At 27.1% G+C, this 17,989-nt stretch carries 10 protein-coding genes and 1 riboswitch; of the genes, 1 reads left to right on the top strand and 9 read right to left on the bottom strand.

What is annotated here, in order from left to right; genetic code table 11:
* Positions 1-455: 455 nt before the first annotated feature.
* The 8 genes from BN7997_RS06770 to BN7997_RS06740 all read right to left on the bottom strand — a co-directional run bounded on the left by BN7997_RS06770 (position 456) and on the right by BN7997_RS06740 (position 15,220).
* The gene (locus BN7997_RS06770; RefSeq protein ID WP_039679279.1) at positions 456-1,913 is read right to left on the bottom strand and encodes a HAMP domain-containing sensor histidine kinase; all 1,458 of its coding nucleotides are present in this window, start codon (positions 1,911-1,913) and stop codon (positions 456-458) included.
* Positions 1,910-2,578, bottom strand: coding sequence for a response regulator transcription factor (locus tag BN7997_RS06765; RefSeq protein ID WP_071120077.1), 669 nt, complete (start codon positions 2,576-2,578; stop codon positions 1,910-1,912). Before BN7997_RS06765 ends, BN7997_RS06770 begins: the two co-directional genes overlap by 4 nt.
* 69 nt (positions 2,579-2,647) lie before the next feature.
* Positions 2,648-3,556 (bottom strand): 4Fe-4S binding protein, encoded by a 909-nt coding sequence (locus BN7997_RS06760; protein ID WP_039679277.1) that lies wholly within the window; start codon positions 3,554-3,556, stop codon positions 2,648-2,650.
* Between the two features lie 9 nt (positions 3,557-3,565).
* Positions 3,566-3,712: a CD1871A family CXXC motif-containing protein gene (locus tag BN7997_RS15750; protein WP_195906803.1), complete on the bottom strand. Its 147-nt coding sequence runs from the start codon at positions 3,710-3,712 to the stop codon at positions 3,566-3,568.
* Positions 3,705-4,283 (bottom strand): TlpA family protein disulfide reductase, encoded by a 579-nt coding sequence (locus tag BN7997_RS06755; RefSeq protein ID WP_052232946.1) that lies wholly within the window; start codon positions 4,281-4,283, stop codon positions 3,705-3,707. The genes BN7997_RS15750 and BN7997_RS06755 overlap by 8 nt, the downstream gene beginning before the upstream one ends.
* A 187-nt stretch (positions 4,284-4,470) precedes the next feature.
* Positions 4,471-8,049, bottom strand: a complete 3,579-nt coding sequence (locus BN7997_RS06750) for an NPCBM/NEW2 domain-containing protein (protein WP_071120076.1) — start codon at positions 8,047-8,049, stop codon at positions 4,471-4,473.
* 68 nt (positions 8,050-8,117) lie between these two features.
* Complete coding sequence (locus BN7997_RS06745; RefSeq protein ID WP_071120075.1) at positions 8,118-9,167, bottom strand: NPCBM/NEW2 domain-containing protein; 1,050 nt, start codon at positions 9,165-9,167, stop codon at positions 8,118-8,120.
* A gap of 68 nt (positions 9,168-9,235) precedes the next feature.
* A complete protein-coding gene (locus BN7997_RS06740; RefSeq protein ID WP_071120074.1) occupies positions 9,236-15,220 on the bottom strand; it encodes an NPCBM/NEW2 domain-containing protein in 5,985 nt (1,994 codons plus the stop codon).
* A gap of 163 nt (positions 15,221-15,383) precedes the next feature.
* Positions 15,384-15,467: riboswitch (cyclic di-GMP riboswitch) on the bottom strand.
* A gap of 239 nt (positions 15,468-15,706) precedes the next feature.
* On the opposite strand from BN7997_RS06740, the gene BN7997_RS06735 reads away from it, so the two are divergent.
* Entirely contained in the window at positions 15,707-16,441 is a 735-nt protein-coding gene (locus tag BN7997_RS06735; protein WP_071120073.1) for a TraX family protein, read from the top strand.
* Positions 16,442-16,499: 58 nt separating this feature from the next.
* Here BN7997_RS06735 and BN7997_RS06730 read toward each other — a convergent pair whose 3' ends face one another.
* Positions 16,500-17,825 carry an IS3 family transposase gene (locus BN7997_RS06730; protein ID WP_071120072.1) on the bottom strand — a complete coding sequence of 442 codons (1,326 nt, stop codon included), beginning with the start codon at positions 17,823-17,825 and terminating at the stop codon, positions 16,500-16,502.
* Between the last annotated feature and the right edge of the window lie 164 nt (positions 17,826-17,989).

Genomic DNA, 17,989 nt, shown 5'->3' with positions numbered 1-17,989 from the left:
TTGAAGTTACTTTCTTAACGTATTTGTTTTGTTTTAATATTATTATTTCCTCTTCTGTAAATAATTTTTTACTCATTAAAATTTTCTCCGATCTAATTATTATTTATTTAATTATATACAAAAATACCCTATAGAGTAGACCTTTTTATTAGCTGTCTACTCTATAGGATACATTTTAAAATAACCAATGGCTATTGGTTATTTCTATTTTTTATGAAATTGTCCCTTAAATTAAGATACGTTACATTTTTTAAATCTCTATATTTATTAAAATCAACATCTTCTACATATTGTCCTTTACAATCTATCTGGACTATAATTTCATCATTATTCTCATAATCTATTATTTTTTGTACTATTTTTTATTATTTTTCGTCGTTTTTTATAGTTATATGTCGAATTAAATAGTTTTATTATATAATATATATATTCCATAATTTGAGATTTTCATAACTTTATATAAGCTCCTCATTCTTAAAAGTTATTTTAAATTTCATACCATTTTCCATAGAATCAAATGAATAATTTATATCTAATGAATTTAATATCTGTTTGACAATATAAAGACCTAATCCATTTCCACCACTATTTTTATTTCTATCAAATTCAGCTCTATAAAAAGCATCAAATATGTGTTCTAAGTGATTTTTTGAAATCGGCTCACATTCATTTTCTATAATTAATGAATTATTTTCAAAATATATATTTATATATTTACCCTCATCTGTGTAATTTACTGCATTTGATATAATATTTGATAAAACTTTATTTAATAAAATTTTATCAGTATTTATAATTAACGAGTTAGAGTAATCTATATTCATATTAATATGTTTTGATTTCGCTATAATTTTATAAGGTTCAATCATATTTTCTAATAAATTTTTTAAATTTACAACTTCATATTCTTTATTATTATTCCATGTGTTCAATCTAGATGTATCAAGTATTTCTTGTACCATATTGCTAAGATCAAGTACAGACTCTTTACATTTAGGCAAATATATATCATGATTTTTATACTTCCCTATATTTAAAATCATATTTTCCAACATTATATGAATACTCATAAGAGGAGTTTTTAGTTCATGAGATGCACTTCTTAAAAAATCAACCTTACTTTTTTCTGATTTACTTACATTTTCAATTTCTGTTTTTAAAGAATCAATTGTATCTAATAGTGTATTATATAAACTATTTATATTATGAGATAAAAGTTCTATTTCATCTCCCGTATTTATGTCACAGTAAGCATCTTCTTTTAAAATTTTCATATCTTTTGTCACATTACATATTTCTTTTATTGGCTTCGTAATTTTTTTTGCATATATATACGATGCAAAAAGAGAAATAATTAAACTTATGCCTATAGAATATGGTAGTAGCATGAACACAACACTTCTAGCTTCTTTAAAAGATTGTAAATCCATCACAATTTTTACTGAACCACTTGTTCCATCTAAAGTCTTAATATTTTTTTTATAGAATAAAGAAGAATTTTTAACTTTAAAATAACCTTCTTTATTTTCTATTGATTCAGAAGAATTTTCACTATCTTTAAATTCAACATTGTTATTGATTATTAGTGATTCACTGTCTAAGGATTCTGGTTTTATATAAATATCATATTGCTTAATTCCTTCAAATACATAATTTTTATTTTTTATATTCAAAGCTATATTAATGCCATATTTATTAGAAAAATCTTTGGCTATTTTACTGCTCATATCTTTATTATTTGACTCTAATTGTTGTATTAATTGAGTACTAATGTCGCTTAAATCTTGTTGTTTTTTATTAATGTAAAAAGTAGGTAAAAGCATGTATAACAAAGTATGGGAGATAATAATCATTACTCCCATCAGTGCCATAGTAAATAAATAAGTTTTTTGAAATAACTTTAGCTTCTTCATAGCTTTTCCTCAAACTTATAGCCGATACCTTTTACAGTTATAATACAGTCTATACCTAATTTTTTTCTAATATTTTTAATATATACATCAATCACCCGATCAAGTGGGGTTTCCTCAACATCCCATAAATTATCTAGCATTTGACTTCTAGTTAGTACTTGATTTTTATATTTTAGCAACAATTCTAATAATTTAATTTCCTTAGGTTTCAGATCAACAGTTTTTCCTTGTTTTTTTGCTGAAAATCCTAAAAAATCTACCTCTACATCTTTATAAAGCCATTTATTTGTATTTTCTTTGCCTGGAATTCTTCTCAATAATGCTTCTATTCTTTTGTGAAGTATTACTACAGAAAAAGGTTTAGTTATGTAATCATCAGCTTTTTCATTAAAACTCATAATCTGACTATAATCATCATTCATTGCAGTTAACATAATTACAGGTACATTACTAGTTTCTCTTATTTGACTTAAGACTCCAAAACCATTTATTTTTGGAAGCATTATATCTAATAACACTAAATCAAATTTATTTTGCCTAAATAAATCAATCCCTTCTTGTCCATCAGATGCTACCTTAACTTCATACCCAACTTCTGATAAATACTCACTTATGCCTTCTCTTATATCTACTTCATCTTCTATAATTAATATATTTATACTCACTTTTAGCGACCTCTTTATTTTTATATTTTTTCTTAGTATGCTATAATTTATCAATTATATTAAATATTTTTATTTGCATCCAGAACAATTTAATTTACAATTTGAATTACAATTAGGTTTTTGTGATTTAGAAAATGTAGTACTTATAGCTTTTTTAGGACATACTTCTATACATTTTCCACATCTTATACATTCAGCACTATTGGGTGTTTTATATGCAGCCACATTCATATCGCACTTTTTCTCACATAAACCACATTTTGTGCATTTGTCATAGTCCACTTCATATTTATAAAGTGAGTAATTATTGAATAATCCATATATACCACCTAAAGGACATAAATATTTACAAAATGGCCTGTATATTTTTATTGATAAAATAACAGTTGAAACTAATATAAATACTTTCCAAGTAAATAATGGACCTATTATTCTTCTAAGTGAACTATTCATTGATACAAGAGGAATACCCGCAAAAAATGTTCCAGAAGGACATATTAATTTACAAAACCATGGATTTCCATCTCCTGCATAATTAGTTAACGTTAATGGCATTATAATTACAAATACTACTAATATAATATATTTAAGATATCTCAATTGCTTGTCAAAAATCACTTTTTTGATTTTTTTAATTCCAGGAATTTTATAAAGTAAGTCTTGTACTAATCCAAACGGACATAACCACCCACATACAAATCTTCCTATAAAAGCACCAATCATCATAAGAAAACCAATTATATAAAATGAAAATTTAAAATTTCTACTTCCTAATACAGCTTGTAAAGATCCTATCGGACAAGAACCTACAGCTCCTGGGCATGAATAACAATTCAGCCCAGGTACACATAGTTGCTTACTATCCCCTTGATATATCTTTCCCTTTGCAAAGCCTAAAAAATATCCATTAGTTAAGGCTGTAAATACAATTTGAACAGTCAATCTTAAGTTAGATTTTATCTTTTTTACTAAATCCATATAAATCACCTAACCAATTCCAATGCATTCAAGACATATAATATTAGACTTTTTAGCTACAGTTTTATGTTCTTGTCTGAAAACTCCAACAGACATAGATAATAGCCCTATAGCCATTAAAGTTATTCCAACTTTGTTTTTCATAAATTTATTCATTAGTCATCACCTTTTCTAAAACTTCATCTATTTTTGCCTTCCATCCATCATAATCATTAGAGCCTTCTATGCTATCAACTATATTTCCATCTTTATCTACAAAGAATGTTGTAGGGAAAGATTGTAAAATTAAAGTTTTATCTTGTAACATATCTTCTGATACAGTCAGTTGTTGATAAGTTGATTTTGCTTTCTTTAATATATCTTCAACTGTTTTTTTCTCTTCATCATTTAATCCAACTCCTGATTCTAATAATAGACCTTTTATTGAAACACCTTTTTTCTCATATTCTTTATTTAGCTTGTCTAAAGTTGGTATTTCGCCAACACATGGAGTACAACCTGTATTCCATACATTAACTACTGTAAGTTTATATTTTGAGAATATAGAACTATCTACCTTATTTCCATTAATGTCTTCTGTTTTCATTTCTTTAAATAACTTACTATTCGAGTTTGCTGTATTTGTACTCCCTTCCTTTGAACTTGTACATCCTACTGCTAATGAAGCTATTGCCACCATTGTTAGTGCTACTACAGTTAATTTTTTTACTAATTTACTCCTTTTCATAATCAATCCCCTTAATATCAATATTTTATCTATAAAAATACTAATATTTTAATATGAAACCCATATGAAATTAAATATCTATCTTTATAAAATGAAATTTATTTTGTTTATAATAAAAAACATAGAGTTATACAAATTCCTATAAAAGAATTGTTCTCTATGTTTTTAAATAAAATCTTTACTTCAATTATCTTTCTCTAGTATCAACTATAAATGTAATATTTGTTGTATAGTTATCAACTTTATCTTCATATGTAAGATAAACAGTATGTATTCCTGAGTAAAAGTTTTCTGTACTAAATGATATTTTTCCATCTTCATCTATACAGTCTTTAACATTTAAATTTGTATATTCCCAAGTTCTGTTATCCTTTATAGATATAGATGTTGGAGTTAATTTGTCTCCGTTTCTATTTAAGATGTTATAATCAACAGATACATTTTTATCTTTTGCTAAGACCAAATCTTCGTATATCATTTGAGGATTGGCTTTTAAATTTGTAAGTTTCTTTAGGTTCTTTAATGGTGATAAATCTTTAATTTCATTATTTTCTATATTTAATGACTTCAAATTAATAGCATATTGTAGTCCGTCTAAACTTTTAACATTTTTAACACTTAATGAAACAAGATCTTTCATATCTCCTAATCTTATCTCTCCTGGTAAACCAAGTTCTTGCTGTATACTTAGTTTAAGATTTTTATCTTTTATTTCAACTAAAGTATTTTCTAATTCTGTTGAATCAAATTTTGAAAATGTTCTAAATTTAGCATCTGCCCAATCAGCATGGTCCCAAGTATCTCCGTTGTCAGCTTCTTCCACTACCAATTTTACTTTCTTAGAATTTCTAACATCTACTATTAAGCGTTCTTTTGGTGAATTTGATTTCATCACATCTGTTTGTGCTTTAAGTTCGCCATCTACATAAACTTTAAATATAACACTCGATGCATTTTGATTTGATACAAATTTATCAAGTCCAACCCAAGTATCAAATACATCATATCCGCTTGAGTCATAAACTATTTCTGAATAAGCATGAGTTCCTATACCTTTTTTAAATTTTTCATATGTTCCATTTTCATTTAAAAGTTGTATAGTTTCTTCTCTTACAGATTTATCTTTTCCTATATATCCTGAACCAATCGTTCCGTATTCCCAGTTTAAGTCAGATAAATATGTCTCTTTTTCAGAAACTACTACTGTTCTTGTAAATGTTGATTTATTTTTATCTTTATCTATTACAGAGCAATTTACATTAAATATTCCTGTACTTCCTTCAATATAATCTGTTTCCATTTTTATATTTGAGGTTAAGTCACCATCTTCAGCATCTGTTACACTTATTCCTTTAAGTAAGTCTATTTTGTCATTTATATTAAATGCTATTTTATCATCACCTTTAAATTTAGGCTTACCATTATTTGTTGTTAACTTAGGATTAACTATTATACTGTGATCACATGTATTTCCATTGCCACCATCATTAACTTCAATTACTAATTCTTTAACTCCAGCTACATCCACATTTATATAAGCTAAATTATCTTCATAATTCATCATATTTGTAGATGCGATAGTTTTTCCATCTGCTAATATTTTAAATTTTAAACTTGAATGTTCATTTTGACCTATAGATGTATCTATACCAACTAAAGCCTCAAATTTATCATAATCTTTGTCAGATAAGTCATACGTTATTTTTCCATTAGCATGTATTCCTATACCCTTTTTAAACTTAGTGACTTGCCCATGAGTCATACCTTGAATATTTCCGTTTTTTCTTGGAGTTCCCCAATCTGTTTTTATACTTTCCCATGAAAGATCTGATAAGTAGTCATAATCACTTACCACTTCAACTTCCATACTTTTTTGTTTAGTAGTATTTTCATTAGTTAATGTATATTTTACTGTATAAGTTCCACATTCGTTAGTATTTACATTACTATCAACTTCTATTTTTGAAGTAATATCATCACCAAAATAAGTAAAGCCTTTTACATAATCTTTGGCATTAAAATCTTCTCCAATTTTTAAAGTTACTTTTTCTTGTTGTAAACTTATATTTGGTGTTGATGAACTTATTTCAACATTTCTTCCCGTTGTTAAATTTTTTGCATAAGGAACTACTTCATATTTACTATTATCATTTGCTTCATTATCTGTATAAGAGCTTTCTGTTGTAAACCCAATTACTTTTCCATCTTTTATTATTTCATAACCAAGTAAATCATTTTTAATAGATTTATTTATATTCATAGTTAGCTTTATATTAGATTTTGATTTTGATAATGTTACATCTAAGTTTGTATCTACGTTATCAAATCCTTGCCCTTCATAATTCATTACACTACTATTTAAATACCATAATTTTTCATTTGATGTTGGATATTTTTTTAATTTTTCTTTACATTCATCTGATAAATCAAATCCGTATTTTTCAAAGTAATAAGTTAAATTAATATTTAATACTTCTGAAGAATAAGTTGCAAGTATATCTTTTTTCTGTTGATAATTATTTGGACTAGGTTTTCTTTTTCTATATAAAGATTCTAATTCAGCCCAATAAGTATCTTTTTTTAATTGTAATTGCCAAAACATCCCTAACTTTTGGAAGTAGTCCATTTCTTCAAATCCTCTTAGAGATTTTTCTGGAGCTAAATATTTATATATGTAAGTATAATTAACTCTATCATCAAAACCTTGTTTTATATGAGCATTGTTTGCCCACATATTATTTGTTATCTCTGGCCATGCTCTAGCATCTATGTCCATTTGGTGACCAACTTCATGAACAGTCGCCCATAGTACAGACCCAAGACTTGATTTATCTGTTTTAAGCATCGATGTTTCATAATCTCTTTGTATACCCACATGATCAACATAAGCATATGCTAATCCATATGGTTGCATAAGTCTTATTGTTGTTTTTATATTTGTAGAGTCATTTGATGGGTCTGATATATCATCTTTTAATCCCGAAAAATCAAAAGCTTCTTGAATTTGGCTATTTAAATTATTTGTACTTTTCTCTATATCCACCCCTTCTTCTACATATACTTTATATGCTGATGATGTTGTTCCTGTGTAAAGTATTCTATTTGTATTAAACTCAAATAAATCTACTGTATTTTCTGGGTCTTCATCTAATTTTTTCTTATATTCTTTTAATTCTTTTAAGAATTGTTCTTTATCGTCACCTTCATTATATAAAGGAAAAGTTTCTCCACCTTCAATAGTTACAACTGGAGCTTTGCCTTGTTCTTCTTTTGTATATCTATTTAGCAGATATACAGCTCCACCTTTTGCTGTTTTCTTTTCCCATGAGTTGCTATAAATTTCTGGTACTGTTATAACATTTTTACCTGGCTTTAATTGATACCATCTCACCCAATTTGAATAAAATCCTTCATGTTGACTAAATGCAATTGTTGGTAGTGGTACATTTTCCTCAGCTTGCACATACACAACAAATTCTTCTCCTGGCTTTGCAACTATTCCTGTAGATTGATAATCTGTACCAAAATAAGTCATTTTTAAATTATCTCTTGCCTTTGTATGAGTATTTCCATTTTGAGCTACAGTAATAACTTTTTTAGCTTTACTTGTTTTTTTATTTTTCGAACTATCTTTTTTAATTACTTCAGTTGATGCAATTTTTTTTGAATTTTCTTTTATTTCATATGCTAAAACATTTGTTGTAAACAATGAAAAATTTGAAATAATTGATACTAAACTTAATAATGCTATTTTTTTCTTAAACATACCCTTCTCCTAATTAGTTTTAATCAAAAGGGCTAATCACCAATTGCGATAGCCCTTTTATATAAATATTATATATTATCAAGCATAAACATAAATTGTGACGTATAGTTGTCAACCTTATCTTCATATACTAAATAAATTGTATATATATATGAATCAAAACCTGTTGTATCTATTGTTACTACTCCATTTTTGTCCATACAATCATTTATATCTAAAGTAGTGTATTCATGGGTTTTATTATGTTTTACTACTACAGATGTTGGCAGTAATTTTTCACCATTTCTATTTATAACATCTAAACTTACTTTTGCTTTATTATCTTCAGCATAAACACGCCCAGAAATTAAGCCTCCTAGAGGATTTGCCTTTAAATCAGTTAATTTTTTAAGATTTTTTAGTGGTGATAAATCCCTTATTTCATTATATGATATATCTAAAGATTCTAAGTTTATAGCATATTGTAATCCTTCTAAACTTTCAGCATTTGATACTTTTAGTGAAACAAGTTGTCTCATTTGACCAATTGTTATTTCACCTGATGTATTAAGCTCTTTTTGTATACTTTGTTTTAAATATTCATCTTTTATATTTACTACTTTATTTAAGTTTAATTCTACTAGTGAATCTATAGCAGAGTTTAAACTTTCAACTGCACTATCTATTACTTCTTGATTAGTTGAATTTAAAGCATCTTCACCAAATTTTATGGCATTTTCTAAAACTTCTATAGATTGTTCAGTGTAATTATTTAAATCTAATTTTTTTGCTTCTTTTAGAGCTTTTTCCAATTGAACTGTACTAAATTGTGGCACATTTCTAAATCTTGCATCTGCCCAATTGGCATGGTCCCAATTATTTCCGTTAGTTGCCACATCTACTACTAATTTTATTTCACTAGAATTTCTAACATCTACTACTAAACGTTCTTTTGGTGTATTAGCTTTCATAACACCTGTTTGAGCTTTTAATTTTCCATCAACAAATATTTTAAATTGAACACTTGCATCATCTCTTTCTGATACATATTGGTCCATACCAACCCAAGTATCAAATATATCATATCCACTTGNAATAATTGATACTAAACTTAATAATGCTATTTTTTTCTTAAACATACCCTTCTCCTAATTAGTTTTAATCAAAAGGGCTAATCACCAATTGCGATAGCCCTTTTATATAAATATTATATATTATCAAGCATAAACATAAATTGTGACGTATAGTTGTCAACCTTATCTTCATATACTAAATAAATTGTATATATATATGAATCAAAACCTGTTGTATCTATTGTTACTACTCCATTTTTGTCCATACAATCATTTATATCTAAAGTAGTGTATTCATGGGTTTTATTATGTTTTACTACTACAGATGTTGGCAGTAATTTTTCACCATTTCTATTTATAACATCTAAACTTACTTTTGCTTTATTATCTTCAGCATAAACACGCCCAGAAATTAAGCCTCCTAGAGGATTTGCCTTTAAATCAGTTAATTTTTTAAGATTTTTTAGTGGTGATAAATCCCTTATTTCATTATATGATATATCTAAAGATTCTAAGTTTATAGCATATTGTAATCCTTCTAAACTTTCAGCATTTGATACTTTTAGTGAAACAAGTTGTCTCATTTGACCAATTGTTATTTCACCTGATGTATTAAGCTCTTTTTGTATACTTTGTTTTAAATATTCATCTTTTATATTTACTACTTTATTTAAGTTTAATTCTACTAGTGAATCTATAGCAGAGTTTAAACTTTCAACTGCACTATCTATTACTTCTTGATTAGTTGAATTTAAAGCATCTTCACCAAATTTTATGGCATTTTCTAAAACTTCTATAGATTGTTCAGTGTAATTATTTAAATCTAATTTTTTTGCTTCTTTTAGAGCTTTTTCCAATTGAACTGTACTAAATTGTGGCACATTTCTAAATCTTGCATCTGCCCAATTGGCATGGTCCCAATTATTTCCGTTAGTTGCCACATCTACTACTAATTTTATTTCACTAGAATTTCTAACATCTACTACTAAACGTTCTTTTGGTGTATTAGCTTTCATAACACCTGTTTGAGCTTTTAATTTTCCATCAACAAATATTTTAAATTGAACACTTGCATCATCTCTTTCTGATACATATTGGTCCATACCAACCCAAGTATCAAATATATCATATCCACTTGAATTATAAACTATTTCTGAATAAGCATGAGTTCCTATACCTTTTGTGAAAGTTTCATAATAACCATCTTCATTTAAAATCTTTATTGCTTGTTGTCTTACTGATTTATCTATACCTATGGCTCCCGAACCTATAGTTGCAGATTTCCACTTTAAGTCAGATATATAAGTTTCTTCTTCTGTAATTGCTACTTTTCTAGTGAACTTAGTTGTTAAATTATCACTATCTGTTACAGAATATACAACATCAAATACACCAAATTTGCCATAACTATAATCCGTATTTACTTTAACTTTTGAAGTTATATCTCCATCTTCATAATCTGTTGCAACTATACCTTGAAGTAAGTCAACTTTTTCTTTTGTATTAAATACTATTACATCATCACCCTTTATTACAGGTTTTGAATAATTTTGATATAATTTAGTATCAGCCCAAGATGCAAAATCACCTACTAAATTTCCATCCACATCATCTGCTATTAAGACAAGTCTTTTAACTCCCTTAATATCTAAACTAACAAATTCTGCTGGTGTATCTTTTCTAATCACATCTGATTTATATACTTCTTTTCCATCAGCAAGAATTCTAAATTTTATAGTTGTGCTATCCATATCAAAGTTTTTATCAGTTCCCACATATGTAGTGAAATAATCATATTGACCTTCTAAGTCATATACTATTTCTGCATTTGTTGCTGCACCAAAACCTTTATCAAAAGTTTTAACACTTCCATCAATATTAAGTTTTATCTTATCATTTGTACCAACTGCTTTATCTTTTATAACACTTCTCCATCCTGATTGTGCTGATATCCAGTTCATATCTGATAAATATTCACTTTTTCCATAAACTATTATTTTTCTTTCTTTTGTAACTGAGTTTAAATCTTTATCAATTACTTTATATACTACAGTGTATTCACCTACTTTATCTGAAGAGAAACCACCATCATCTAATATAGTAACTTTTGATGTTATATTACCATCTTCTTGGTCATTAGCTGTAACGCCATCTTTTAAGTTAAAATCACTTTTTCTCTTAACATATGTTACATCTTCAACTTTTATAGTTGGGTATTTTGCTTTTATTATCTTTTCAGCATTATCTAATTCAACTTTAAATAATTCATATGCTGGATGATTTTCAACTTCTTTTCTTAATTCTTCTACCTTTTCTAAAGTATTGTAATTTTCTGATACATCTGTTTTATTTTCATCTTTGAATAAAGTTGACATTTTATCAGCTAGTTTATCTTCTTTATAGAATGATACTTCACTTAAACTTGCCCAATTTTCACGAGCTTCTACAAATTTAAGTTTTACTCTTCTTGCACTTACTTTGCTCATGTCGAACTGTACAATGTCATTAGGTGATCCAGAATATGATCCACTTCCTGCTAAATAAAAATCATCCCCTGATTCATTTTCAGATACATATATTTCAAATTTTGTTGCAAAACCTTTATTATACGCATCTCTTCTTGCACCATATGCCATTTTACTTATTTCTTGAACTTCTCCCAAGTCAAATATAACTTCATTTTTAAATGTGTCGCTATTTTGATTACCAGTTTCCCAATGAGTATTTATATTTCCATCTATTGCATTAGTTATTTTACTATTTCCATAATGACCTGCGTTATTTGTTACAGATGCTATAGGTAATTTAAATTCATCATTATACGATGATAAATTATTAAATTTACCAAATTTAGATTTTTTAACTACATAATCTTCCGATACTGTTACATATCCTTTTTGTATTTCAACATTATCATTTGAATCTTTTACTTTGTATACAATTTCATATCTACCAATTTTATTTGGAACAAAGTTGTTTGATTCAATTGTAATATTTTTTGTTAAATCTCCATCTTCTTGGTCATATGCTTTAATATCTTTCATCTCATCTAATGTGTCACCAAGTTTTAAGAACTTTTCATTTGCAGTTATCTTTGGTTTACCATTGTTTGTAGTTAATTTAGGATTAACTATTATACAGTGGTCTGCTGTATTTCCATTTTCACCATCATTTGCTTCTATTATTAATTCTTTAACACCCGATATTGGTACACTTATATAAGCTAAATTATCATAATATCCTATAACATTTGTAGTTGCTAATGTTTTTCCATCTGCTATTATCTTAAATGTTACACTTGAATTATTATTTGGTTGTATAGCTGAAGAATCAATACCTACTAACGCCTCAAATTTATCATATTCTTTATCAGATAAATCATAAGTTATTTTTCCATTTGCATGAATTCCAAAACCTTTTTCAAATTTTTTAGTTGTTGAATTTATTCTACCTTGTATATTAGAATTTCTTCTTGGTGTTCCCCATGAAGTTGTAGCTGATTTCCATTCAAAATCTGATAAATAATCGTAATCACTTACCACTTCAACTTTCATTATTTTTTCTATATTTGTATTGTTTTCAGTTATTATATATTTTACTTCGTAATTTCCACCTCTCGTAGTATCAACATTGCTCTCAACTTTTAATGACTCTGTTATATCTTCGCCTTCATTTGTAAATGCTTTTGCATAACTTTTAGCATCAAATTTTTCATTTAATTTCAATGTCAATTTCTTTTGTTGAACACTTATACTTGGTTTTAATGAGTTTAGCTGAACTTTATCTCCCGTTGATAAGTTTAATGCATATGGAACAACTTCATATTCGATGTTTTCATTTGTGTCTTTAGCTTTAGTATCTGTATAAGTACCTGATGTAGTAAATGCAATTACTTTTCCATTTTTGATAATTTCAAATCCAAGTAAGTCATTTTTCATATCTTGGTTTATATCCATATTAAGCCTTATACCTGCATCAGTTTTTGATAAAGAAACATCTAAACCTGTATTTTTATTTTCAAATCCATTCCCTTTATAACTTAATGCATTTCCATTTAAGTACCAGATTTTTTCACAATCATTAGAGAATTGTTTTAATTTTTCTTTGCAACTATCAGATATTTTAAATCCGTATTTTTCAAAATATTTAGTTAAATCCATATTTAAAATTTCTGATGAATACAATGCTATTGTATCTCTTTTTTCCTGCTCATTTCTAACACTTGGCTTTCTTTTTCTATAAAGCGATTCTAGTTCTGGCCAATATGTATCTTTCTTTAATTGTAGTTGCCAAAACATCCCTAATCTTTGGCTATAACTAATATCATCAAAATTTTGTGATGAATCATCTGGAGCTAATAAATTGTATAACTCATTATATGGAACTCTATCACCTGCATTATTTTTCATATATGCATTATTTGAAAACATGTTATTTGTTATTTCACCAAGTTCTCTAGATGATATATCCATTTGGTGACCAACTTCGTGAATCATCCCCCAAAGTATACTATTAATACTATCTTGGTCTGTTCTTAATGCTATTTCCTGGATATGTCTTTGAATACCAACATGGTCTCCCGCAGCATATGCAGCTCCATATGGTTGCATTAATCTTACTGTTGTTCTAACATTTGTAGAATCATTTGTCGGATCACTTTTATCATCTTTTAATCCAGCAAAATCAAAAGCATCTTGTATTTGTTTATTCCAAACATCAACACTTTCATCAACATCAACACCTTCATTTACATATACTTGATATGCAGCTTTTGTTGTTCCTGTATACATAAATCTTTTTGTATTAAATTCATATATATCAACTGTATTTTCAGGGTCTTTTTCTAATTTTACTTTATAAGCTTTTAGTTTTTCTAAAAAAGCTTCTTTATCATCTCCTACATTAAATAAAGGAAATTCTTCTCCACCTTCAATACGAACTATTGGAGCTTTTCCTTGCTCACTTGATGTGTATTTATTTATTAAATAAACAGCACCACCTTTTACAGGTTTGTTTGTCCATGAATTATTATAAATTTCAGGAACTGTTATAACATTAAGCCCTCTTTTTAATTGATACTCTCTTTTCCAATTATTATAATGTCCTTCTTGTTGGGTAAATGCTATTTTAGGAAGGGGTGCACCTTCTTGAGCCTCAACATAAATTTTGAATACTTCTCCTGGTTTCGCTACTATACCAGTAGATTGTAAATCTGTTCCAAATCTAGACATTCCTAATGTATTTCTTGCTTTTGCATGAGTATCTCCATATTGTGTCAACGTAAAAATTCTATCTGAATAATCTTTGTCTCCTTGTAATATCTCTTTTGCTAGATTTATTGCATATTCTAAATCATCTTTTAGTGGATGTTTATTTACTTCATCTTCCAATTTATCTATTACATCTATACTGTTGTATTTATCTTTTAATTTAGTCATAGTACCATCTGTAAATAAATCATTTATAGTTTCAGATAGTGTATCTTTTTTATAAAGCATAAATTCTGAAGCTGATGCCCAATTTTGATTAGCTTTTTTAAATTTAAATTTTATTCTTTTAAATTTAGTTTCTTCAAATTTTATTTCTACGATATCTCCAGTAGAACCTGAGTATCCACCTTGGCTTACTAAAGTAAAGTCATCTTGGTCATCTGTTAGTGAAGCATATATTTCAAATTTCTCAGCAAAACCTTTACCTTTTGCTCCATCTTGTCTTGCTCCATATACTATTCTATCTAAACTTGTAACCTCATCTAATGTAAGTGTCACTTCATTTTCAAAGTCTTCTCTATTGTATCTTCCTGTTTCCCAATGAGTGCTAAAATTATTATCAATAGCTTTATATAGCTCTGATGCTGGATAATTACCACCATTGTTGTTTATTGCGATTATTTTAGATTTGTCTAATTTAAAAACTTTATTGTATTTTTCTAAATTTTTGTTGTTAAGTAAATCAAATTTACTAACTTTAGCTTGATTTGATTGTACATCCTTTTTACTTGATATACCTTGTTTCGGCTTAATTTGTTCTACTTCATGAGCCAAAACTCCTACAGTGTTTGATGAAAAGTTAAAAATTATTGCTGCCAATGTTAAGGCTGCTATTCTTTTTTTATGCATTTTTCTCCTCCCGAATGATTTATAATCTCCTCAGAAGTACATTAATAAAAAAAGTTACTCAAAAAGAGTAACTTAAATCTAGCCTAATAATTTAATGTTTCGTGTAAAAGTATACACTTGACATTAATACTAAGTTTAAAACAAAAAGTATTGTAATGTACCCTTTGGCAACTGGCTGACATAGTTAATAACCTTAGTCCCTATAGCTTTGTGTCCCTAGATTTCCCTAGGTTTACCTATTTAATTTATACATTATTCTACCATTTATATCATTTTTTAGCAATTAAATTATACATTTTTTGATAAATTTATTTTTTAATCTATAACGTATTCTTTATATTCTAAATTTCACCATAAATTTAGTAGATATTAGCTATAATTAAACACAATATTTTTAACCATTTTTTTCCTAATAAAAAATTATTGATATAAGTATTTGTGTATATTATACTGTAAAAAACAAAAGATTTAGAAAGGATTAAATTTATGATAAAAACAATAAAACTTGAAAAGAAGGGACTAGATAATATAAAATTGCTATCTGGTGCACAATTAAAATATATCGCCTTCTTATCTATGTTAATTGACCATGTAAACAAAGCTTTAATATATCCTATTTTAGATGGAGGATTACTTTTAGAAATAAGTGATTTTTTTGATGTTATTGGAAGAATTGCATTTCCTTTATTCGCATTTTTCATTGTTGAAGGATTTTTCAAAACAAAAAGTCGAAAAAAATATCTTGCAAACTTATTAATATTTGCAGTTATATCAGAAATACCATTTGATATGTTTTTCTCCCGCACATTTTTTAATACAAGAGCAAACAATGTTTTATTTACTTTAGCATTATCTCTTATAACAATATGGATTATAGACATACTAAAAAGTAAATTAAAAAATAAACCTAGTATTTTATGGTATTTCTCATCAGTAGTATTAATTCTTATTTCATCATTTATATCTATGCAATTTGGATTAGACTACGAGCATTACTCAATAATAATCGTCTACTTATTTTATATTTTCTATAATGATCTTGTTATAGGTTGTGCTCTTGGATACCTTACTTTAATTAAAACACTTTGGTCTATACTAGGGTTTGGTCTTGTTCTTACATATAACGGAAAACGTGGTAATCAAAATAAAATTATAAATTATTGGTTTTATCCTGTTCACCTTCTTATATTAGGAATATTAAGAATGTATTTTAAAATCTAAAAAAAGAGATTAGGCATAAAATGGACCCTTTGTCAAGTACACTAGAAAAAAAGGGTTCTTAAGAAGTTACTAAAAGCTGATTCCTGTATTGCACAGGAGTCAGCTTTTTTAAATTCCACTGGCAACGTTCATTATTGTAATAATCCATGTAATCATCTATCAATATTTTAAGTTCTTCTATTGTTTCACAGCTTTTATAATCAATTTCATCCTTCATATGTCCGAAGAATGATTCTTGCGGAGCATTATCCCAACAATTGCCTCTACGAGACATAGATTGACCCAAGTTATATTTTTTAAGCAATTTTTGAAAGATTGGACTTGTATAATGAGAGCCTTGGTCAGAATGAATAAATGCATCTTTATGTAATTTAAATGACTTTAGTTTAACTAATTTATTTATAGTTTCAGTTACAATATCTATAGCTAAGTTATTAGAAAGATTATAGGCTAATATTTCATTTGTTGATGAATCTTTTATTGTAGATAAATATGCCATCTTATTATTGCCGTACGGCATATATGTAATATCAGTTAACATTACCTTACCAGGTATGTTTTGCTTAAATTCTCTATTTAGTCTATTAGGAGCTACTCTATGCTCCTTTGTAGCCTTAGCAATACGCTTATATGGATTAGCTTTACGTATAGGACAAGTAATATTATATTTTCTCATAATTCTTTGGATTTTCTTTCTATTCATTATAATATTGAATTTATTTTCTAATACCATTTTTATAGACCTAGATCCTTTCTTATATCCACGATAGTTAAATGCTTTTAAGATAATTTCTTTAGATATAAGATCTTTATTTTCCTTTATACTTCTAGTCTTAAAATTATTTAAAAAATTATAGTAACCTGAAGTAGAGACATTAGCAATTTTACATAAATGTCTCGTCATGTTTTTAAGATTGAAACTTTGAATTAAATTTTGTATTAGTCTAAATATTTTAGATGCAGGTATTTTCTTATTTATCACCTGCCTTTCTTGCAGCTCTAACTTTTTTATCAATTCAAGCTCCGCTTTAAGATACTCTATTTCAGCATCTTTCTTAGCGATAATCTCTTCAATAGTTAATTCTCTATTAAGTGTTCTTCCTGAATTTAAAGTCCTAGTATCTTCTAAACCTAAAATACCTTTATCGTTATATGCTTTTCTCCATCTTAGACTAGCAGAATCTATACGTTTAATTCCAATTATATTAACATCAAATCCTGCATCTTCAAAAATAGCTCTTGAAGTTTTCCCATTCTCATATTCAGCAATAAACTGCAATTTAAACTCATTAGTATAAGTTATACCTTTAGCAGTTACATTTTTTACATATTTATTTTTAGATAATTCTAATATTTCTTGTTCTGTAAATATTTTTTTACTCATCTTATAATCACCTCTTAGTTAATATTGTACAAAAAAAGATCCCGTATAGACAGACACGCTTTTTCTCGTGTCCACCATATAGGATCCATTTTATTTAACTAATACCTTCTTTTGTAGATTTCAATGATGGAGAGAAATATTAAACTTGAATAAAGTTATAAATA

It is taken from the genome of Romboutsia timonensis (genome assembly GCF_900106845.1).
GTDB classification, from domain to species: domain Bacteria; phylum Bacillota; class Clostridia; order Peptostreptococcales; family Peptostreptococcaceae; genus Romboutsia; species Romboutsia timonensis.
Note: the sequence above shows the minus strand (reverse complement) of the source record. Positions and strands in the feature narration are given on the sequence as shown.